At 64.3% G+C, this 20,642-nt stretch carries 15 protein-coding genes; 4 read left to right on the plus strand and 11 right to left on the minus strand.

What is annotated here, in order from left to right; translation table 11 throughout:
* Window positions 1–81: 81 nt before the first annotated feature.
* The 11 genes from M1E16_RS27115 to tagH all read right to left on the minus strand — a co-directional run bounded on the left by M1E16_RS27115 (window position 82) and on the right by tagH (window position 16,354).
* A complete protein-coding gene (locus M1E16_RS27115) occupies window positions 82–1,809 on the minus strand; it encodes a formylglycine-generating enzyme family protein (RefSeq protein WP_458128804.1) in 1,728 nt (575 codons plus the stop codon).
* Entirely contained in the window at window positions 1,802–2,998 is a 1,197-nt protein-coding gene (locus tag M1E16_RS27120) for an ABC transporter permease (protein ID WP_458128805.1), read from the minus strand. Before M1E16_RS27120 ends, M1E16_RS27115 begins: the two co-directional genes overlap by 8 nt.
* Complete coding sequence (locus M1E16_RS27125) at window positions 2,998–3,714, minus strand: ABC transporter ATP-binding protein (RefSeq protein WP_458130374.1); 717 nt, start codon at window positions 3,712–3,714, stop codon at window positions 2,998–3,000. Before M1E16_RS27125 ends, M1E16_RS27120 begins: the two co-directional genes overlap by 1 nt.
* The gene (locus M1E16_RS27130) at window positions 3,714–6,791 is read right to left on the minus strand and encodes a protein kinase domain-containing protein (protein ID WP_458128806.1); all 3,078 of its coding nucleotides are present in this window, start codon (window positions 6,789–6,791) and stop codon (window positions 3,714–3,716) included. The genes M1E16_RS27125 and M1E16_RS27130 overlap by 1 nt, the downstream gene beginning before the upstream one ends.
* On the minus strand, window positions 6,788–7,519 hold the full coding sequence (locus M1E16_RS27135; protein ID WP_434570876.1) for a PP2C family protein-serine/threonine phosphatase: 732 nt from the start codon (window positions 7,517–7,519) through the stop codon (window positions 6,788–6,790). The genes M1E16_RS27130 and M1E16_RS27135 overlap by 4 nt, the downstream gene beginning before the upstream one ends.
* Window positions 7,520–8,176, minus strand: coding sequence for a type VI secretion system-associated protein TagF (gene tagF / locus M1E16_RS27140; protein ID WP_434602262.1), 657 nt, complete (start codon window positions 8,174–8,176; stop codon window positions 7,520–7,522).
* Entirely contained in the window at window positions 8,173–11,673 is a 3,501-nt protein-coding gene (gene tssM, locus M1E16_RS27145; RefSeq protein WP_458128807.1) for a type VI secretion system membrane subunit TssM, read from the minus strand. Before tssM ends, tagF begins: the two co-directional genes overlap by 4 nt.
* Window positions 11,670–12,980 (minus strand): DotU family type VI secretion system protein, encoded by a 1,311-nt coding sequence (locus M1E16_RS27150; RefSeq protein WP_458128808.1) that lies wholly within the window; start codon window positions 12,978–12,980, stop codon window positions 11,670–11,672. Before M1E16_RS27150 ends, tssM begins: the two co-directional genes overlap by 4 nt.
* 6 nt (window positions 12,981–12,986) lie before the next feature.
* Entirely contained in the window at window positions 12,987–14,321 is a 1,335-nt protein-coding gene (tssK, locus tag M1E16_RS27155; protein WP_434602265.1) for a type VI secretion system baseplate subunit TssK, read from the minus strand.
* Between the two features lie 15 nt (window positions 14,322–14,336).
* A complete protein-coding gene (tssJ, locus tag M1E16_RS27160) occupies window positions 14,337–14,843 on the minus strand; it encodes a type VI secretion system lipoprotein TssJ (protein WP_434627070.1) in 507 nt (168 codons plus the stop codon).
* 68 nt (window positions 14,844–14,911) lie between these two features.
* On the minus strand, window positions 14,912–16,354 hold the full coding sequence (gene tagH, locus M1E16_RS27165) for a type VI secretion system-associated FHA domain protein TagH (RefSeq protein WP_458128809.1): 1,443 nt from the start codon (window positions 16,352–16,354) through the stop codon (window positions 14,912–14,914).
* A gap of 405 nt (window positions 16,355–16,759) precedes the next feature.
* On the opposite strand from tagH, the gene tssA reads away from it, so the two are divergent.
* The 4 genes from tssA (at window position 16,760) to M1E16_RS27185 (ending at window position 20,601) form a co-directional block, all read left to right on the plus strand.
* Entirely contained in the window at window positions 16,760–17,785 is a 1,026-nt protein-coding gene (gene tssA, locus M1E16_RS27170; RefSeq protein WP_458128810.1) for a type VI secretion system protein TssA, read from the plus strand.
* A gap of 81 nt (window positions 17,786–17,866) precedes the next feature.
* Window positions 17,867–18,382 carry a type VI secretion system contractile sheath small subunit gene (gene tssB / locus M1E16_RS27175; RefSeq protein ID WP_186633609.1) on the plus strand — a complete coding sequence of 172 codons (516 nt, stop codon included), beginning with the start codon at window positions 17,867–17,869 and terminating at the stop codon, window positions 18,380–18,382.
* A gap of 12 nt (window positions 18,383–18,394) precedes the next feature.
* On the plus strand, window positions 18,395–19,891 hold the full coding sequence (gene tssC, locus M1E16_RS27180) for a type VI secretion system contractile sheath large subunit (RefSeq protein WP_305497874.1): 1,497 nt from the start codon (window positions 18,395–18,397) through the stop codon (window positions 19,889–19,891).
* Window positions 19,892–20,112: 221 nt separating this feature from the next.
* Complete coding sequence (locus M1E16_RS27185; protein WP_186615146.1) at window positions 20,113–20,601, plus strand: Hcp family type VI secretion system effector; 489 nt, start codon at window positions 20,113–20,115, stop codon at window positions 20,599–20,601.
* Window positions 20,602–20,642 lie beyond the last annotated feature (41 nt).

Below are 20,642 nucleotides of genomic sequence, written 5' to 3' on the forward strand. Positions count from 1 at the left end.
GTGTTCTCGTTTAAGTTTTGACCAGCTCAGCACAGCCCTATCGCCGCCTGAGTCCCTTCCAAGCTCGCTGGCAACGAACACTCAAGACCGCTGAGCGCTCGATGCGAGCAATTCCTTCAATATCGCCGCCGGGTCGGCTCGTTTCTGCTGACGATAATCCCCGACATGACGAACGAATAACGTTGCACGCGCCACCAGGCTCTTGCCCAGTACCGGTTTGCGCTCCAGCTCTTCCTTGATGCGCTGGAACTGCGCCTGGATCACGGCATCGGTGTAGCGCGTGCCGGTTGCCAGGTTGTCGATGTAGATCGCCACCGCGCCATCCAGCGCGCTGCGGCCGTTGTCGATGGCCGTGGCGAACAGCGTGGCACTGGCCTCGTCCTTGGCGTCCAGGGCCGCCTGCCGGCTGTTTTGCAGGTTGGTCAGGCGAATGTTGTAGTTGTTGATGGTCTCCGCCACCAGGGCCGAAGACTGGATCAGGTTGCCCGCCGCTTCCTCGCGCTGCTGGGCGATGAGCGAGACGTTGCGCTTGAGCTCTTCGTTGACCAGCCCGAGCTCGGCTTGCAGGCGCGGGTCGGCGCTGGCGGCGATGATGCTGTCCAGGCGCTTGGTCGGGTCTTCGGCATCGTCGATGGCATCGGTGAGGGACGCGAGCCGGCCTTCCTTCTGCCATTGGGCGAACAATTCCTTGTAGCGCGAGCGCGGCGCCGACAACGCCCCGACGGCCACGCGAAAGCCGGTGGTTTCGTTGCTCTGTTCGGTGCCGTCGGCGGCGAACAACGGGTACTCGCGGCGCATGCCGGTAAACAACGTGCCCTCGCCTTCCAGGTAGTTGCCACCCTTGACCACAAAACCGCCATAGGCGCCCTGACGGCGGCCGGCGTGCACAAGCTGGAAGGATTCCTGGACCATCTCGGCGGCGTTGCCCACCACATCGAACAACCCGATCGGGTTCGCCAGCTTGGTGCCGATGGGCATCAGTCGCGCCGCCTGGCCGGTGCCACCGGCGACCTGGTTGAACACCGCCCACTCGGCCAACGGCCCGTCGCTTTCGCTGCCTTCCAGGCGTCGGGGAAACAATCGTCCTTCCAGGTCCTGGCGGCTCACGGCATGCCCACCACGGGCGGCGAATTCCCATTCGACCTCGGTGGGCAGGCGCACGAAACCCAGCCCGCCGTCTTCAGCGGAGGTACCGCGGCCGCTCACCGGCAACAGGTCCTTGTGGTATTTCATCAGCCAGGCGCTGTATACCGCCGAGAAGCGCTCGGCCTCGAACTTCGACAGCTTCACCTTGGGCAAGCGCCCGGCCATGCCCTGGGGCAACTCGGCCAGCAGCGCCTCGCAGGCCGGTGCCGGCTCGCCGCTGGCCAGCGATTGCGCCTGCGCCATGACCTGGGCGTACTGGCGGGCGGTCACTTCGTATTTGCCGATGAAGTACAACATCGGCTTGAGCGGCGTCTTGGCGTCAGTCTTGGGCATCAACGGCGTGATGGTCTTGTTCCAGTCCTTGGGCAAGTCCTTGAGGGTGAACTGGCCGTTGATGAAATCGCGCCGGTAGCCGGAAATGAACGACTGTTGATAGCCCGCCTCGCCTTCACTGAACGGGTAGCCGAGGCTGATCTCTCGGTCGTCCAGGGTGCCCTGGGCGAGGATGTAGACGTAGCGGAACACCATCTGCCCCTCGCACGGCAGCGGCAGGCTGACGTCGTCGGGCAATGGCTTGGGGTTGTCCAGTTTATCCGTGCCTTCATCAGCCCAGACCAGACCGGCCAGGCTCAGCGCCACGGCGGCGCCCAATAACTTATACATCGCGAATTCCTTCACACGCCTGGATGCGCGCCACCCGCCAGCCGCCACAGGCCGCCGCGACGGCACTGACGCCGAGCACGGCCACCAGGGCCAAGGTGTAATGGCGCACCAGCAGATGGCTGGCGTATTCGCCGGGCATCTGCGCAAATAAATGATTCAGGCCCGACTGCGCCAGGCCATACAGGCCAACACTCAGCAGGGCCGCAAACGTGGCGCTGTAGAGCGCCTGCAAGACCACGAACAACAACAGCGCCGCGGTGGACACACCCAACAGGCGCAACACCGACAGCTCCCGGCGCTTGCGCTCGACGGCCGCCAGGGCACCGGCAAAAATCGCCGCGAATGCACCGGCCAGCGCCAATCCGGCGATGATCCAGAACACGATCGACAGGTTGCGGCTCAACGATTGCACTTGTGCGATGGTCTGGGCCTGGGTCGACACCAGCAGGTTCTGTCCGGCGAAGTACTGACGCAGCGGCTCGACATCGCCGAGGCTGCGGGCATACAAACGAAACGCCGGATAAACCCGCTGCCCAGCGTCGCCCACCGTATCGCCAGGCCAGCCGAACGCGGGCACGGCGCGGCCGTCGCGATAATCCTCCGCCGCCTCCAGCAATGCCAGCGGCGCGAACAAACCGTCCCGGGCGAAGGCTTCCAGCGGCAGCACCTGCAGCACCTGCACCCGTGTGCGCTGCGCCTCGCTGCGACCGGCCACCTGCCGGCCGAAACTGGCCTGCAACCAATCGCCAGCCCTGGCGCCGAGTTTTTCCGCGGCGGTCTGGCTGAGCACCACTTGCTCCAGGCCTTGCGGCACCGGCAGTTGGTCGAACAGCGGATCGCCCAGCGCCGTGGGAATCATTTCGACCGTGACCGCCGAAGCCTCGTTGCTCAGGTCCGCCGTGGCCGCGATCTGCCGGGTGCGCGGCAAGGCGAAAGCCACGTCGTTGCGCTGCCCCAGTTGTTCGACGAATCCGGCGCTGAAACGGCCGCCGCCCAAGGGGATAATTTCCCGGGTCGCGGGGTCACGTTCCAGGCGCTCGGTCAGACTGCTGACCAGACCGAACTTCAGGCCGAACAACACCAGCAATGGCGCCACCACCGCGACCAGCGCCAGCACCGAACAGGCCGACAGCCAGGCGTCGTTGCGATAATCCTGCCAGGCCAGGGAAGCCACCAGCGCGCCGCGCATCAGCAAGCCTCCCCAAGGGTGGCGGTGACGCCGCCGTCCGTGTCGCGACGGCAACTGATGCGCCGCACCTGCAAGCCGCTGGCGCGGGCCAGCGCCTCGTCATGGGTGGCAACGACGCAGCACACGCCCTGCTCCCGGGCCTGGGTCACCAGCAACTGCATGACGCGCTCGGCGTTCAACGGGTCCAGCGCGGCGGTCGGCTCATCGGCCAATAGCAGGCGCGGGCCATGGGCCAAAGCGCGGGCGCAACTGACCCGCTGGCGCTGACCCACGGACAGGTCCGTCGGTTTCTTGTCCAGTTGATCGGCGATGTCCAGTTGTCCAGCCAGGCGCGTCACGCTGCCGTCATCCTTCAAGCCCAGCAATTTGCGCGACAACGCGATGTTGCCGCGCACGTCCAGGAAACCCAGCAGGCCTCCGGTTTGCAGAACATAGCCCAGGTGACGGCTGCGCAGCTCGGCCAAGGTGTCCTGTTGCGACGCACGCCACAGTTTGGCGATGTCCAGCGGTGTATTGGCGGGCGTGAAGTCGAATTGCCCGGCCTGATCCGGCGCCAGCGCCAGCGCGAGCAAGTCCAGCAGGGTGCTCTTGCCGCAGCCGCTGGGGCCGACCACCGCCAGCTGTTCACCGCCACGCAGTTGCAGCCGTGGAATCACCAGGCTGTAGCGCTGGCTGCCGGTGCCCCGGCTTTTGTGCACGGCGTTCAGGTTCAGCATCACGGCAGCGTCGACAACGGAACGCGGTACAAGGCATCGCCCGGCTCGGCATCGCCGAAACGCACCCAGTTGGCGAGATCGTTGTGGAAGGTTTCGTAGAGACGGATCTTCGACTCCAGCTCGTCGATGAAATCTTCCTGCTCGGCCACGCTCAAGGACAGCCACAGGTCCTGGGTCATGTTCAACGATTTGCTGCGGTACGGCAGCCCTTCCAGGTACTCGCCGAGGATGCCGCCGGTGGCGAGATTGCCGCCCTTGCGCAGGGCCGACGGGTCGCGGCTCATGTAGGCGCTGGCACTGGCGATTTCCTGGAAGAAATCCTTGGGCGAACTTTGGGTCTTGCGGGCCGCGTCGACGATCAGCTTCAGCGATTGCTGCAGGTCGTTGAGCTGCAGCTTGGTCAGCATCACGCAGACCTGGAACGCCGGCAGCGCCGGGTTGGTCAGGTCGCGGTCGGCGGTCCAGGCGCTGACCAGTTGCGGCGCCTGGCTGGCGGTTTTGCGGCCGAGGAAATCCATGTGCATGGCGTAACCGACTGCCGCCGATTTGTTGGCCAGGCTTGGCGCGGCGCTGAGCAGCGGCACGCTTTGCGGCTTGTTGCTGCGCACCTGGTGCACGAGATCGGCAAACACCGAACCGATCTCGTCGACCCGCTCGCCGAACTTGCGCACGTCGGCGCCCGGCACCGGGATGTACAGGTCGCCGATCTGTGGATTGGCGTCGGCCGTCAGGGTGCGGTACTGGGTCTGGGCGCCGGCGTGGGTTTTCTTGCCGGCGTCGCTGAGCAGGTGCAGGGCGTAGATCTTGATCTGCTTGCCCAACGCGGCCTGGCGCACTTCGGCCTCGTTCATCTGCGTCGCGGCAAACGGGTCGTTCTTGCGCAGGGCACCGGCATCGGTCACCAGCAGGATCAGGCGCCCGCCGTAACCGGACCAGTCCATGCCTTCCACGGCTTCCATGACCCCGGCAAACGCATCCTCGTTGAACGAATGGCTCGACACGGTAGACGCCTTGACCTGCCGCGCCATCTCCAGGAAGCGTTGCGGGTCGCGACCCTGCTCCAGCGTGATCAGAGTCTTGGCGGTGTACTCCAGGCCCGGGGTCTTCTTGATGCTGCTGCGGAAACCGACCATGCCGAAGCTGACACTGTCCAACTCGCCACGTTCGCCGATGCGGGTCTGCAACTGATGCACCACGTCGCGGACCTGATCGATATAGGGCTGCATGGATACGGTGGTGTCCACCACCAGCACCACGGCGGTACGGAACGCGTCGGCATTGGCGGTGGTGATCGGCGTGTTGGTCGCGGCCTTTTGCGTGTTGCCGGGGTCGATGGAGGCAACGTTCAGCAACTGCACCGGCTGGCCGTTGTCGTCGAAGCTTTCACGCGAATCGAAGATCGGCAACAGGTAGAACTGGTTTTGCGGTACGGCGCTGGCGGCCGGTTCCAGGGCCAGCACTTGCTGGTTGTCCTGGGGGCTTTGCTGGGCCTTGAGCAACGCATTTTTCGCGGCCGAAGGGTTCGCCAGGAGCTTTTCCACTTCGCCGGGCTGGCGCAGGAACATCACCGGCGCACGGCCAGAGCGTTCGGTGAACTTGAGCACCAGGCTCTGTTTCCAATCGCTGACCTGGGCGGCGGGCAGCCAGCCGTCGCTGCGCCCGTCGGTGGCCGCGCCGACCCGCACCCAGGCGCTGCCCTCCACGTCTTTGCGCTGATACACATACAACACCGAGAACGCCGGCAGCGACTTGCCCGCTGCGGCGCCCGGCGCGTCGGCGAGTTTCGCCCCCGGCTTGCTGAGCACACGCTGGAACAGAGTTTTCTTGCCGGCCATCAGCAAGGGTCGCTGGCCGCCATCGGCCTCGGTCGCCACGGGCGGGTTTATTGGCGGCGTCACGGGTGGCTTGGCCGGTGGCGCTTCAGGTTGTTTCTGCGGAGTCTTGTTGACCGGCGGCGTGGACACCACCGGCGGCTTCGCGGCTTTGCCATCATCCCCGGACAGCCACCAATAACCTGCGCCGCCCAAGGCCAGCGCCACGGCGACCGCAACGGCGGCCAGGGCGAACACCGGCCGCTTGCGCTGCTCCGGCACCGTCGACTGAGGCGTCGGTTTTACCGGCGGCGGGACCGGCCTGGGCTGCGGTTGTGCGTAAGCCGGGCCACTGGGAATGTCGATGGACATAGGCGTCAGGCCGGCCAAGTCATCCACCGGAGGCGGCGCGGCAGGCAGTTCAAACGACAACGGCCGGATCAGCGTCGCTTCCGACGATTCCTCTGGCAGGTTATCCAACGCGCGCAGCAACGCAGTCGCATCCGGGAAACGCTCCGCCGGATCCTTTGCCAGCAGTTTGCGCAGCACTTCCTGGTAACGACCGTGGTGCACCGGCAACTCCGGCAGCGGTTCGGTCAGGTGGGCCAGGGCCGTGGACAGCGCGTCGTTGCCGATATACGGCAGCTTGCCGACGAGGATCTCGTAGAGCACCACGCCCAGGGCGTACAGGTCGGCTCGGCCGTCGATGTCTTGCCCACGGGCTTGCTCAGGGCTCATGTAGCTGGGCGTGCCGACGGCAAACCCGGCCTGGGTGAATTGGGTGCGATCGTCCAGGGACTTGGCGATGCCGAAGTCCGACAGTACCGCCGTGCCATCGGCGCGAAACAGGATGTTGGCCGGCTTGACGTCACGGTGCACCAGGCCCAGCCCATGGGCGTAACCCAGGGCCGAAGCGATCTGGCGGATGTAGGTCAGGCCCTGCTCCGGCGTCAGGCCCGCGGCGATGCGTTCCTTGAGCGTGCCGTTGGGCAGGTATTCCATCGCCATGTAATACAGCTCACCGACATTGCCGATGTCATGGATGGTGACGGTATGCGGGTGCGACAGGCGCGCCAGGGTCTTGCCCTCGCGCAAGAAGCGCTCGCAGAAAGTCGGGTCGGCCGCCAGCGCCGCGGCCATGACTTTCAACGCGACCTTGCGCTCAAGCGAACGCTGGGTCGCCAGGTACACGCTGGCCATCGCGCCTTCGCCGATCTCGCCATCGATGTCGTAGCCGGGGATGACAATATTCAGGGGCAAGCTCATGACGGCACCTTCACAACGACCACGGTAATGTTGTCCGGCGCGCCGCGCATCAGACCCAGGGACACCAGGCTGCTGGCGATTTCGCCGGGCTCGTCGTGGCTCAATACTTCTCGGATTTCTTCGTCCTCGACGGTCTTGGTCAAGCCGTCGCTGCACAGCAGGTAGCTGTCGCCGGGCACCAGCAGCAGCTCGGTCATCGCCAGGTTCAGTTGCGCCTCGACGCCGATGGCGCGGGTGACAATGTTGGCCCGCGGATGCACGCGGGCTTCGGCCTCGCTGAGCAGGCCGCTGTCCTGCAGATCCTGGACGTAGCTGTGGTCGCGCGAGATGCCTTCCAGCACGCCGTCGCGCAAGCGGTACAAGCGGCTGTCACCGGCCCACAGGCACATGCCGCGCAGGTCGCGCGTGGCCAGCACCACCACGGTGCTGCCCATCATGGTCACGCCACGGTTGGCGGTTTCTTCGCGCACGGCGGCGTTGACCCGCAGCAGGTCGCTTTGCAGCGCCGCGATGTATTCGTCCAGCGAGCGGCCCACCGCAATGCTACGCAGGCTGTCGACAATCAGGCTGCTGACGTAGTCGCCCGCCGCGTGCCCGCCCATGCCGTCGGCGACCACCCACAAACCGTTTTCCGGCAGGTCCAGACAGGCGTCCTCGTTGACCTGGCGGACCATGCCGACATGGCTTTTGCTTGCAGACTTGAAGGCTTTTCCAGCACTTGGACGCATCTACACAACACCTTCTTGGCCGAGCAAAAATTGCGCAAAATCAGCGGCGGCCGGCAGTCCCTGGCACCGCATCAAACCGGGCGCGATGCGCTCCGAACCCTGGCCCCACCACAGGCTGACGCCTTCGCAAGCCGACTCGGCGAGGGCGCTCATTCGCCGCTGCGAATCGGTGGCATCGAAGCGATGCAGGCTGGCGAAGCGACTGCTCGGGGTGCGCGGCAGGTACATCGGGCCATCCAGGGTTTCCAGCTCCGCGTTGAAGGCTTCGAAACTGGCCTCCACGTTCAGTGTGCTCAACAGCAGGTTCTCGACCCGCTCGAACCAGTCGTCCGCGCCGCCGACCACCGAGGCCGGGTCGGCATCCGGGTCGAGCAACGCTGCAACGGTCAGCGGGAAATACCGCCCGACCCGGTCAATGCTAGGCATCACCACGCCAACCGCAGCGTCCGGCCCGCACACGCCGGGCGCGACCATGAAGCGCCACAGCGGGCTGACCAGATAGGCATCCAGCCAGCGCTCGCCGAGGCTGGCCTGGCTGGCGAGCAAACCCGCCGCCAGCCATGAGTCCCAAGGGCCGATAAAACTCTGCGGCAAGCCACGGCTGACGAAGTCTCCACGGCTGGCCAACTTTCCATAGAAACCCGCTGTACTGCTCATAGGCGCTCCGGCAGGCTGAAGCCACTGAGTACCCGGCTCTTGAACGGGTTGAAGGCGCTGTTGGCCCGCAACTCGTAAGAGGCGCTGGCGCCATCGACCCGCAGCCGCAGGTTGAAGCGATCCGGCGAGTTGCCAGCGGTCAGGTCCGACTGCTCCAGCAATCGGAACCAGGCCCATGGCCCATCCAAGGTGATGCCGGAACGACCGCTGGACGACGGCGGCATGATCGAGATGCGCACCACACCGATGCTGCCCGGGTTCGGCCATTGCATGGCGGTCGGCCGGCTCGGGCCGTGGTCGTAGCTCAACTGCTGGCCGTCGAGGTCGAGCAGGAATTGGGTGATGGTCGAATCCATCGCCACCGGCTTGAGCTCGAAGCGCACCATCGGCTGCGTGCCGCCGGAACGGAAGAACGCATCGCGAATGGTCGCCGCGCGCTGGAAGGTTTGCAGCACACCCGGAGCGATGCCGAGCTTCTGCGCTGCGCCCGGCTGCCAACGCCAGGTCGGGGCCGAGGTATCGACGTAGGGTTGCAGGTACTTGCGGAAGTAGTTGTCCATCACCCCGCCGACGCCGAAGAACTGGCCGAAGTCATCGAGGGTCGCGTCCCGTGCGCTGCCCGGGGACATCGGATAACGCCCGGCCAGGGATTGGCGGTAGATATTCACCACTTCGCTGGTCCAGGCAGCATTCAACTGATTGCGTACGCCGCCCATCATGGTGTTGGTGGTGGAGTTGACCACCGACTTGACCAGACCCTGCACCAGCGGCGGCTGGCGTTCGGCGTTGAGGCTGACGCGGGTGGCGGCGGCCGACGCCTGGTTCTTCGCTTCGCCGAGCAAGGCGTCGCCGCTGGCGCCGACCATGGCGCTGACCTGCACATACAGGGCGTTCATGTCGGACAGCAGGCCGTCGATGGCCGCCGGTTCGCCTTCGCTCTTGCTGACGATGCTGTTGAGCTCGGCGAAGTGCGCGGTGATCGGGTCATCGCTGGTTTGCGGCGCGTTTGGCGTTGCCTGCTCCTGGCCGAGCAGACTGCCGAGGCGCTCCTTGAGCTTGTCCACGCCGTCGCCCGCCGGTACGCCTTGGGCGGCGAGCAGGCGTTCGTCCTGTTGCAGGTCGGTCTCCTTCGCCACCGCCACCAGCAGCTTTTTCAGCGGCGAGGTCGGGCCGGAAAGCACCCGCAGCACATCGGCGGCCTGAGCCACGCTGGTGATTGGCACGAAGTCGATGTCGGCCAGCAAGGCGTCCCACTGGCGCTGGTAATCCTGGAAGTACAGGCGCCGCACATCGGCGGCGAGGCTGGCGACGTTCTGCTGATCGGCCTGCTCAAAGCCCAGCACCCATTGCTCTTCAGCCAGGGTGCCGGTCTGGCTCAGGCTGGAGAGCAAAAAGCCCTGACGGTAACCCTTGACCGTGAAGAAGCCGCTCAGCGGCTCGCCCAACGGCTTGCCGCTCTTGCGGCTGAACACCAGCGCGGCGTCACGCCCGGCGGCTTCGTTGATGCGGAAGTCGGGGATGCCGTCGGGCAGCTTCTGCCGTTTGATGCGGTCGTAGACGCGCTGGGCCACCGGCAGTTGTTGCAGCTGGCGGCGCAGGTCCTCGATCAGGCGTGGGTCCAGGCGCGCGGTCGGCGGACGCCGCTCGAACAGCGCCTGCAAGTGCCCGGTCAAAGCCTGACGCTGTTCGGCCGGCAGGTCGCGCGGCAGGCTGCGGTCCCAATCGAGGGCGATCCAGGCCTTGATGAAATCGGCGTCGTAATGCTCGTTATCGGCGAGCATCAGGTAGGCCTTCAGCCCCTCGTAGAGGAAGTCCGAGTTGCCGCCGCCGTGCAATTGCTCTTCGATGCGCGTCAACAGGCGGGGCGCGAACACCGCGATCAACAGCTTGCGGTAGACGCTGCCGGACTCGGCTTCGAGCATGTCGCCCTGATACAGGCCCAGGCCTTCGGCCCAGTCCGGAGCATCGTCGGCGAGATGCTTCACGGCATTGAGCAGCGGCAATACCGCGAGTACGTCGCGCTGGGCTGGGCTGAGGTTCTGCACGGTCTGGCCCAGCGGCGCGACTTTCTGGTCGACGTGGGCGATATAGGCCTGGTTGGCGCGGTAGCTGACCCACCACAACGTGCCGACCACCAACACCACCAGCACAGTAGACGCCAGCACGCCGCGGGCGATCCACTTGCGCCGGCGCTCGACTTTCGGGTCCACCCCCACCAGCCCGCGCTCGGCGAAGGCCACGGCGCTGAAGAGTTTTTCGATGAAGTAACTGCGCCCGGTACCGGTCTGTCGCGCCAGGTGCTGGCGGTCCAGGTTCATGCTTTGTGCCATGGAGCCGATCAGGCGATCGATCGGGCTGCCTTCCTGCGTGCCGCTGGTGAAATACACGCCACGCAGCAACACACGCTCTTCGAACGCATTGGGTTTGAACACCCCGTCGAGGAAACTTTGCAGGCAGTCCTTCAACGCCCCGAACTGCTGCGGGAAGCCGTAGATCAGGTCGCGCCGCGCCGGGTCGCGTTCCTGTTGCAGGCGCTCTACCAGGCGATCATTGAGGCGCTGCTCGAGCAGGGCGAATTCGCTTTGCAGGTGCGCCAGCGGGCTGTCGTTGCTCTTGCCATCGTCCAGGGTGAAAGTCATGCCCCAGACCTGGGCACGCTCTTCCTTGCTCAGGTTGTCGAAGTACTCCATGAACCCCGGCACCAGGTCGAGCTTGGTGAGCATCAGGTAAACCGGGAAACGCACGCCCAGCTGCGTGTACAACTCCTGGATCCGCAGGCGGATGGCCGCCGCGTGGGCGGCACGTTCGGCGTCGCTGCCCAACAGCAGGTCCGAAAGGCTGATGGCGATGAACGCGCCATCGATCGGGCGTCGCGCCCGCTGTTTTTTCAGCAGGCCGAGGAAGCCCAGCCACGCGGCCTTATCGACGGTCGCATCGCTGTCCTGGGTGGTGTAGCGACCGGCGGTGTCGAGCAACACCGCCTCGTCGGTAAACCACCAGTCGCAGTTGCGCGTGCCACCGACACCGCGCACCGCGCCGGCGCCCAATTGCGCCGCCAGCGGGAAATGCAGCCCTGAGTTGACCAGTGCGGTGGTCTTGCCCGAGCCCGGTGGGCCGATGATCACGTACCACGGCAACTCGTAGAGGTTACGGCGCTCGTCACCGCCCAGCTTGGCTTTCTTGAGCAAGGCCAGGGCCTCGTCCATGCGCTGGCGCAAGGTTTCGAGCTCTTCGGCGGTGGCGATGCTGGTCGGGTCCGGCGGGGTCTGCGCGGCCAGGCTACGCATGACTTCGGCGGCCTGCCGGCGGGCCTGGATGATGCGGAACAGGCGATAGGCGATCCATACCGCAAACACCAGGATAATCAGCGCCCAACGGCGCCCTTCAGGCACCAGCCAATCGAGCAGCGGGCCGACGAACCAGATGATCAGGCTCAGGGCGATCAGCCCCAGCAACGGGATGACCCAACGGGTCATGAAACTGAAAAACGCCTTCACTCGACCCCCTCCGCCAATACTGTGATTTCAACCCGACGATTGCGCGCCCGCCCCTCGGTCGTGGCGTTGGACGCCAACGGCTCGGTGTCGCTGCGGCCTTCGGCGCTGAAGCGCTCGGGCTGGCCGGTCTTGGTCGAAAGAATGTCCAGCACCGACCGGGCCCGTGCTTCGGACAAGGCCCAGTTGGACGGAAACCGCAAGGTCGCGATCGGACGATTGTCGCTGTGGCCGGTCACCAGCACCTGGCCCTTGACCTTGCGCACAGCATCGGCGATGCGCAGCATCAACGGCTGGAAATCATCCTTGATGCTGGCGCTGCCGGAGGCGAACAGTTCATCGCCACGGATGGTCACTACCGAGCGGTCGACGGCGTCTTCCACAGCAATCCGGCCGGCCCTGATTTCATCGGCGAGGAACCCGGCCAGGCGCGGACGTTCGATCACTTTCGGCTGGACCACCGGACGGTCGATCGTCTGCACCGGGATTTCGCCGAGGAAATGAATGTTCTTGAACACTGGCTCGGCATCGGCGGCCAGCTTCATGCGCAGGCCGAACAGCAACGCCAGCAACAGGGCAATGCCAATGGCCACGGCGATCCATGGCGGCATGAACTGCGCCAGGCGATCGCGGGCCACGGTGACCCCACGCCAGTGCGGCGACAGCTCGCGTTCGTAGTCGCCACGGGCGCTGCGGATGACCGCTGCGGTGCGTTCGCGCAGCGCTTCCAGTTGGCTGCGGCCGTCGTTCATGACCCGGTAGCGCCCTTCGAAACCCAGGCACATGCACAGGTACAAAAGCTCCAGCAGGTACAGACGCTCGCGCGGGCTTTGCAGGCAGTGCTCCAGCAGCTGGAAGACTTTTTCGCCGCCCCAGGCTTCGTTGTGCACGGTGATCAACAGGCTCTGTTTGCCCCAGTCGCTGGTACCGCCCCAAGGCGTGCTCAGCACCGCCTCATCCAGCGCGGTGCACAAGGCGTAGCGGGCCAGCAAGACGTCGTTGCGCGCCACGCCGGCGGCTTCGGCGCGCTCTTCGAACTGGCGCAGGTAGGCCAGCAATTGGGCGCGCAAGCTGGCCGGTGCCGGGTGGGCGATGGTGCTGCGCAGGCGCGTCAGCAGGGCCAGCAGCGGGCCGGCGGCGCTCTCCAGCGGGTTGAGGCCCTGGGCCTTGCCGGTCAACAGCGGCGCGGCCGGCATCGACAGCGGCGCCGTCGCGGGTGCCGGTTGCGGCCGCCCCGGGTCCGGGCGGAAAGGGTCCGCGCCACGGCCACCGGGGGTCGGCATGAACTGGGTACGATCGTCGTTGCTCATCGCGGTTTATCCTCGGATCGCCCAGAAAGCCAGGTTCAGCCCCGGGAACTGGCCGGCGATGTGGAACGCAAAGCCGCCGGAGTTGCTCAGCTGTTGCCAGTGATCGCTGCCCCGGTCCAGCTCGTAATAGGTGGATCCGGCGTGGTACGGAAGCTGGCGTGGCGCCACCGGCAACGGCAGCAGGCCGATGCCCGGCAGTTGCAGGTTGACCAGGTCGCGAATGTGCTCCACCGAGCCGACTTTGCTCTGCTGGCCGAAGCGGCCGCGCAGGGTTTCGGCGGGAACGTCGGCGCGCACCACGAGAATGAAACTGGCGCTGTCGAGCAAGGTCTTGTCGGCCAGCATCGCCACATGGATGCCGTAGGCTTTCTCGACAATCGGAATCGGCGTGGCCTTGCTGTCGATGAGCATCGACAGCGCCTCGCGCAGGGCCTGCATCACCGGTGTGAAACTCAGCACCAGATCATCGTGCTGGTACTGCGGATATTCCTGCGGGCGACGGCCGGATGCGGTAAAGGTCGAGAACTCCCCGGCCAGGCTCACCAGCTCGCTGTAAAAACGCTCGGGGTGCAGCGGGCTCAGCTGACTCAGGTGCTGGATCAGCGGCTGGGCGCGGTTGACCAGTTGCAGCAGCATGAAATCGGCAATCTCCGAGGCCCCACCCGCGCCGGAGGCCACAACCCGTCCGGCCAGGGCTTCGCCGCGCTGGTGCAGCAGGCCCAGCAGCTCACTGCGAAACGCTGCCAGTGACTTCGAAGCCGCTACGTCCAGCAGCGGCGGGATGTAATTTTCATCCAGCACCAGGGCTCGGTCGGCGCGTTTTTCCTTGATGCGCACCACGCCAATCGCGGCATAGTCGCCAATGCCATCCTGGGCGGTCAACAAACGCAGCGCCCGGGAACCCACGGCCACCGGTGCGCGGTTTTCGAACGGCGCATTGTCATCACGCACTTCGCAGACCTGGCTCACGTAGCGCGCGGCGCCCAAGGGCTCACCTTCGTCCACGGTGTCGCGGGCGCCGGCGCGCTTGAGCGGCAGGGCCAGGTATACGAGGCCGTCTCGCAGGTTGTCGTCAATGTTCAGCGGCGTCGGCGCAACGTCGTCCTGGGGAATATTGAACGGCGTGCCGTCGGGCAGCAGGCCCTTGGCCGAGATGATCGCCAGCTTGCCCTGGGCCAGCAGGCCCTGATCGATCAGCAATTCGGAAAAACCCCAGGCGCCAGCCGACAGTGGACGGCTGCGGGAGTCGATAAGGTTTTCCAAGTAACGGTCATGCTGCTGGAAGTGCTGCGTTCCAATGAACATGCCTTCCGACCAGACCACGCGATTGTTCCAGGACATGGGGGCTCCGATTGCTTATTGGGCAGGGCTGGATGGGGGGACGACGACGGCGCTGCGCACGGCACGCACATCGAGGCTGATCTGGTATTCGGTGTATTGGCGCGCCGGGACATTCATCACCGTGCGCCACAGCGACTGGTCCAGCTCGCGATAGCCCACCAGGATTCCGATATGCCGGGTGGCCGGGTCGAGATCGCGTTGCAGGCTCAGTTGCTGGTCCGGCTGGATCAGCACTTCGTCCTGGTCGATCAGGTCAGCCCCCAATGTCGCCTGCGCCCGTTCGGCCAGGGCGAAATAGTCGGCGCGGGCAAAAGTGGCGGCGTTCTTCAACTCGAAAATGCGCACCCGCACCGGCGCCGGCTGGCCACTGGCGCCGGGGTTGAGCCCGGCGATGGCGTGGAAGTGCAACTCGACGGCGGCGGTGTCGGCTTCAGCCTCTTCGGGCTGGGGAGCGGCCGCATCCTTGGCGCACGCCGTCAGCAGAAGTGCTGTGGCGACTGCGAGTAAAAACCTGGGAATCATCCTGCGTCCTCAATGACGTTTGAGCTATCCGTTGTGTGCTTGAAAAGTGTTGTCTGGCCCGGTGCCGCTCAACGACGTCGCTGTCGCGTGCTGTGTTCTTCGTAGGCGCGGCTGAACTCCCGACCGAACAGGTCCTGGAAGTCTTCCTGGGCCTCCCGGGAAATGTTGCTGTAGAGCTCGGTGAATTGCTGCCAGTACTGGGCCTGGCGCGACCCGCTGAAAATCCCCGACAACCCGCCGGGCTTGCCCATGCGCTCTTCCAGCTGGGCCGGCTCGAAACGCGCCAGCAGATGCTTGATGGCCGCTTCCACACCGGCCATCACCGCCAGTTGATGGGCGCGCAAATCATCAAAGCTGTCGCGCACCGCCACGTCCGGCGCCATGAAGGCCTGGTTGCCGTGGCGCAACAGCAACAGCAGGGCTTCGTCGACGTTCGGGGCAAATTTGAGCGGGTTGTTTTCCACCGGCTGGATCATTGTCTGCTGGATGCGGAATTCACCCTTGAGGCTGCTGCGGGCGCGCAGCACATCGATCAGGCCCTCGACCATCAATCGATAGCTGCGCCCGATGCTTTCCATCTGCGCCTCAGCCTGGGCTTTGTCCAGGCGCAACTGATCCAGCCCGGCGCCGCGCAGGAACGCTTGCAGCAGGTCAGGGCCAGAGGTGTCGGTTGGGGTAGCCGTCGGCTCGACGCGGCTGACCGGCGCTTCGCGCGGTGGCGCGGGCTCAATCGGCGCAACGACTTGCGGGATCGGCGGCGCGGGAACGGGCTCGATCACCGGCAATGGCGGCACGGAAACCGGCTCCGGCAGCGGCGCGACGGGAATCGGCGCAACCGGCGCAGGCGTGTCGCTGAACAGGTCCCAATCATCCGGGATAACCGGAGCAGGCGTCATCGGCAGCGGTTGGACCACTGGCGGCGGACTCGGGCGCGGAATCGGCGTGGGCGGGCGGAAATCATGTTGCTCGGCCGGAACGTGATCGGGCTGGGTGGCTGGAGGGACGCTGCTCGGAGCGAGGAAGTCGAAGAGGTCCGGCAGCGTGTCCATGGACGACACGCCCTGGAAATGCGCAGGCGTGGCCACGGGTATCGGCGCCGGCGTATTCACGGCGGCACCCTGGCGCCCCATCAAGGCTTCGAAGCTGCTCGGCGCTTCGGCGAACGGATTGCTGTCGGTGACCGGCAGGCTGAAATCCACGCGCGCCTGGATCTCGTAATCACCGATGCGGATGACTTCGCCATCCTGCAGCGGCTCGCTGTTGCCTTTGCGCAGGCGAATGCCGGCCTTGACCAACTCCACGCCATTGGTGCTGTTATCGGTCAGATAATAGCGCCCGTCCTTGTACTGGATAACGCAATGTTGCCCAGAAACCAGGCGCTCCGGGTCGGGCAATACCCAGTCATTATCGGAATTACGGCCAATTGCCATCACCCCTTGGTTCAGGGTCTTTTCAGAACACTGTCCAGGGGTAATCTTGTGATAACTAGTGATAGTCAAACACAGCGGCATCTTGCCTCCTTGCTGATTACTTCTTTTTGCCGACGGAACAATGGACCTGAGCCCCCCGGCTGCGCGCTAAAAACCTTGCAAACAACCCGGAACGGCGTTTTGCCAGCATGATTGCTGATCTTAACCGGCCTGCGTGACAAAAAAACCTGCATCGGTGCCTGCTTCGACCTACCAGTCGCGCGGGTTGTTAAGCACCTCACAACTGTCACATCGGCGAAATAGCTTACCTTGACAAGGGATAAGTACTACACCAAAAATGCACAACTTCTTGAATATACATGATGGCACTTTAAGATCATCTCGCACTTATAGCGCCATTACGGTCAAGGAACATGTGAAGTTTCATCCGAAACTTTCATGTGCACTGCCCGACTTCTTCAGCGGGTGATAGGGAGATCGATCCAAGTGGATGTGCCTTTGCTGCTCGCCGCCGTTTCCGCGAATTCGCCTTGCGGTGAAGACCTGGAATATGACGCGGATTTCTTGCGCCTGGAACGCGATTCCCGAGGCCAGCCCGAGCGCAGCATGGGCGACTCGATCCTGCCTGCAGAACCCCCTGAATGGCGCAGCATCCAGCAGCAAAGCCTGGACCTGCTCGCGCGCAGCAAAGACCTGCGCATCACCCATTTCCTGCTGCAAAGCTCCCTGGCCCTGGAAGGCATTCCCGGCCTGGCCCGTGTATTGACGCTGATCAACGAGCTGCTCAAGCAATACTGGGCCGACCTGCACCCGCGCCTGGATGCCGATGATGACAACGACCCCACCGTGCGCATCAATGCCCTCGCCGGCCTGACGTCGGACGTCACCATCCGCCTGCTGCGCGAAAGCATCCTGGCTCGCTCGCGCACGTTCGGCAACGTCAGCCTGCGCGCCGCCGCCAACGCCAGCGGCTTGCAAAGTTTCCCTGATGAAAGCCTCGGCGCCGAACAACTCGCCGGCGCCCTTCTCGACAGCGATCCCGAGCAGCTGGAAGTCATTCGTGCCGCCCTGCTGGAAGCCCGCAGCGCCGCCGAATCCATCGAACAGCAAGTCAGCGACCAGGTCGGTTCCGCCCAGGGCGTGGACCTCGGCCCGCTGAAACAACCGCTGAAGATGGCCCTGCAGATTCTCGGTCAGTTCGCCCCGCAGAGCGGCGAAGGTGCCCTTGTCGATCCCGTCGAAACCGACAACGCCGCGCCGGTTGAATACGCCAGCGCACCCAGCGCGCCGCGCAGTACCGTCGCCGGAGAAATCAACAACCGCGACGATGTCCTTCGCAGCCTGGACCGGATCCTGGCGTACTACACCCGTCATGAGCCCTCCAGCCCGCTGCCGGTGCTGTTGAACCGGGCGAAGAATCTGGTGCACGCCGATTTCGCGGCGATCGTACGCAACCTGATTCCCGACGGCATGAGTCAATTTGAAAACCTGCGCGGCCCGGAAAGCGAATAAAAAGCGAGCGGATCACGCAGTCACGTCATAGGTACCCCCGATGACGCCAACACCGTCGCTCAAGCGACCAGGAGCAGCAACGTGGCGAAGCAAAGTTCTCAGAAATTCATCGCGCGCAACCGCGCGCCTCGAGTGCAGATCGAGTACGACGTCGAGCTCTACGGCGCCGAGAAAAAGGTCCAGTTGCCCTTCGTCATGGGGGTAATGGCGGACCTGGCCGGCAAGCCCGCGGAGCCTCTGGCGCCGGTGGCCGATCGCAAGTTCCTCGAGATCGACGTCGACAACTTCGACTCGCGTCTCAAGGCCATGCAGCCTCGCGTGGCGTTCCATGTGCCTAACGAACTGACCGGCGAAGGCAACCTGAGCCTGGACCTGACGTTCGAAAGCATGGACGACTTCAGCCCTGCGGCCGTGGCCCGCAAGATCGATTCGCTGAACAAGCTGCTCGAAGCGCGCACTCAACTGGCCAACCTGCTGACCTACATGGACGGCAAGACCGGCGCCGAGGAAATCATCATGAAGGCGATCAAGGACCCAGCGCTGCTGCAGGCCCTTGCCAGCGCGCCAAAGCCCGCCGATGCAGAGCCCAAGGCTTAAGGACAAACGATCATGAACGATTTGGTACGCGACAATCAGCCCCAGAACCTGGGCGCCACCGAAGAAACCAGCGAGTTCGCCTCGCTGCTGCTGCAAGAGTTCAAGCCCAAGACCGAACGCGCCCGCGAAGCCGTCGAGACCGCCGTGCGTACGCTGGCCGAACAGGCCCTGGCGCAGACCGACCTGGTGTCCAACGACGCCATCAAGTCGATCGAGTCGATCATCGCCGCGATCGACGCCAAGCTCACCGCCCAGGTCAATCAGGTCATCCACCACCCGGACTTCCAGCAACTGGAAAGCGCCTGGCGTGGCCTGCATTACCTGGTCAACAACACCGAGACCGATGAGCAGCTCAAGATCCGCGTGCTCAACATCTCCAAGACCGACCTGCACAAGACCCTGAAGAAATTCAAGGGCACCGCGTGGGACCAGAGCCCGCTCTTCAAGAAGATGTATGAAGAAGAATACGGCCAGTTCGGCGGCGAGCCTTACGGCTGCCTGGTCGGCGACTACTACTTCGACCAGTCGCCACCGGACGTGGAACTGCTGGGCGAACTGTCGAAAGTCTGCGCCGCCATGCATGCGCCGTTCATTGCCGCCGCCTCGCCAACCGTCATGGGCATGGGCTCGTGGCAGGAACTGTCGAACCCGCGCGACCTGACCAAGATCTTCACCACTCCGGAATACGCCGGCTGGCGTTCGCTGCGTGAATCGGAAGACTCGCGCTACATCGGCCTGACCATGCCGCGCTTCCTGGCGCGCCTGCCGTATGGCGCCAAGACCGATCCGGTGGAAGCCTTCGCCTTCGAAGAAAGCACCGACGGCGCCGACAGCTCCAAGTACACCTGGGCCAACGCCGCCTATGCGATGGCCGTGAACATCAACCGCTCGTTCAAACACTTCGGCTGGTGCTCGCGCATCCGTGGCGTGGAATCGGGCGGTGAAGTGGAAAACCTGCCGGCTCATACGTTCCCTACCGATGACGGTGGCGTGGACATGAAGTGCCCGACTGAAATCGCCATTTCGGACCGCCGTGAAGCGGAACTGGCGAAGAACGGTTTCATGCCGCTGCTGCACAAGAAAAACACCGACTTTGCCGCCTTCATCGGCGCCCAGTCGTTGCAGAAACCGGCCGAATACGACGACCCGGACGCCACCGCCAACGCCAACCTGGCCGCGCGCCTGCCGTACCTGTTCGCCACCTGCCGTTTCGCCCATTACCTGAAGTGCATCGTGCGCGACAAGATCGGCTCCTTCAAAGAGAAGGACGAGATGCAGCGCTGGTTGCAGGACTGGATCCTCAACTACGTCGATGGCGATCCGGCGCACTCCACCGAGACCACCAAGGCCCAGCATCCACTGGCTGCCGCCGAAGTGATCGTCGAAGAAGTCGAAGGCAACCCGGGGTACTACAACTCCAAGTTCTACCTGCGCCCGCACTATCAGCTCGAAGGGCTGACCGTGTCGTTGCGCCTGGTATCGAAACTGCCGTCGGCCAAGGGCGCGTAAGGATTTACTGAACAGTACAGGGCAAATGTGGGAGCGAGCTTGCTCGCGATGGCGGTGGATCAGTGTCATGTCTGCATCTGACACTCCGCTATCGCGAGCAAGCTCGCTCCCACAGGGGATTTTCAGTGGGTTGGAGATCGCCTTCGTAGCGTTCAATAGCAGTAATTTCGCAAGGTCAGCGTCAACCAAACAATGTGGTAAAGACCACACAGGGAGAAAACATGGCTGTTGATATTTTCATCAAGATCGGCGACATCAAGGGCGAGTCCATGGACAAGGTCCACAAGGATGAGATCGACGTCCTGAACTGGAGCTGGGGCATGTCCCAGACCGGTAACATGCACGTCGGCAGTGGCGGTGGCGCGGGCAAGGTGAGCATCCAGGACCTGTCGCTGACCAAGTACGTCGACAAGGCTTCGCCGAACCTGATGATGCACTGCGCCAGCGGCAAGCACGTCGACAAGGTCAAGCTGACCGTGCGCAAGGCCGGCGGCGAAAGCCAGGTCGAGTACATGATCATCAACCTGGAAGAAGTGCTGATCACTTCCCTGAGCACCGGCGGCTCGGGCGGCGATGATCGCCTGACCGAAAACGTCACCCTGAACTTCGCCAAGGTGCTGGTGGACTACCAGCCACAGAAAGCCGACGGCACCAAGGAAGGCGGTCCGGTCAAGTTCGGCTGGAACATCCGTCAGAACGTCAAGGTGTAATCGAACACGCCCCCGGCGCCACGCGCCGGGGGTGTTTGGTG

This window comes from Pseudomonas sp. Z2-11 (assembly GCF_054161305.1).

What these genes read in the sequence shown, in the direction of transcription:
- M1E16_RS27115 (WP_458128804.1), bottom strand. Translation starts at nt 1,809, where the DNA reads ATGTATAAGTTATTGGGCGCCGCCGTGGCGCTGAGCCTGGCCGGTCTG.
- M1E16_RS27120 (WP_458128805.1), bottom strand. Translation starts at nt 2,998, where the DNA reads ATGCGCGGCGCGCTGGTGGCTTCCCTGGCCTGGCAGGATTATCGCAAC.
- M1E16_RS27125 (WP_458130374.1), bottom strand. Translation starts at nt 3,714, where the DNA reads ATGCTGAACCTGAACGCCGTGCACAAAAGCCGGGGCACCGGCAGCCAG.
- M1E16_RS27130 (WP_458128806.1), bottom strand. Translation starts at nt 6,791, where the DNA reads ATGAGCTTGCCCCTGAATATTGTCATCCCCGGCTACGACATCGATGGC.
- M1E16_RS27135 (WP_434570876.1), bottom strand. Translation starts at nt 7,519, where the DNA reads ATGCGTCCAAGTGCTGGAAAAGCCTTCAAGTCTGCAAGCAAAAGCCAT.
- tagF (WP_434602262.1), bottom strand. Translation starts at nt 8,176, where the DNA reads ATGAGCAGTACAGCGGGTTTCTATGGAAAGTTGGCCAGCCGTGGAGAC.
- M1E16_RS27150 (WP_458128808.1), bottom strand. Translation starts at nt 12,980, where the DNA reads ATGAGCAACGACGATCGTACCCAGTTCATGCCGACCCCCGGTGGCCGT.
- tssK (WP_434602265.1), bottom strand. Translation starts at nt 14,321, where the DNA reads ATGTCCTGGAACAATCGCGTGGTCTGGTCGGAAGGCATGTTCATTGGA.
- tssJ (WP_434627070.1), bottom strand. Translation starts at nt 14,843, where the DNA reads ATGATTCCCAGGTTTTTACTCGCAGTCGCCACAGCACTTCTGCTGACG.
- tagH (WP_458128809.1), bottom strand. Translation starts at nt 16,354, where the DNA reads ATGCCGCTGTGTTTGACTATCACTAGTTATCACAAGATTACCCCTGGA.
- tssC (WP_305497874.1), top strand. Translation starts at nt 18,395, where the DNA reads ATGAACGATTTGGTACGCGACAATCAGCCCCAGAACCTGGGCGCCACC.
- M1E16_RS27185 (WP_186615146.1), top strand. Translation starts at nt 20,113, where the DNA reads ATGGCTGTTGATATTTTCATCAAGATCGGCGACATCAAGGGCGAGTCC.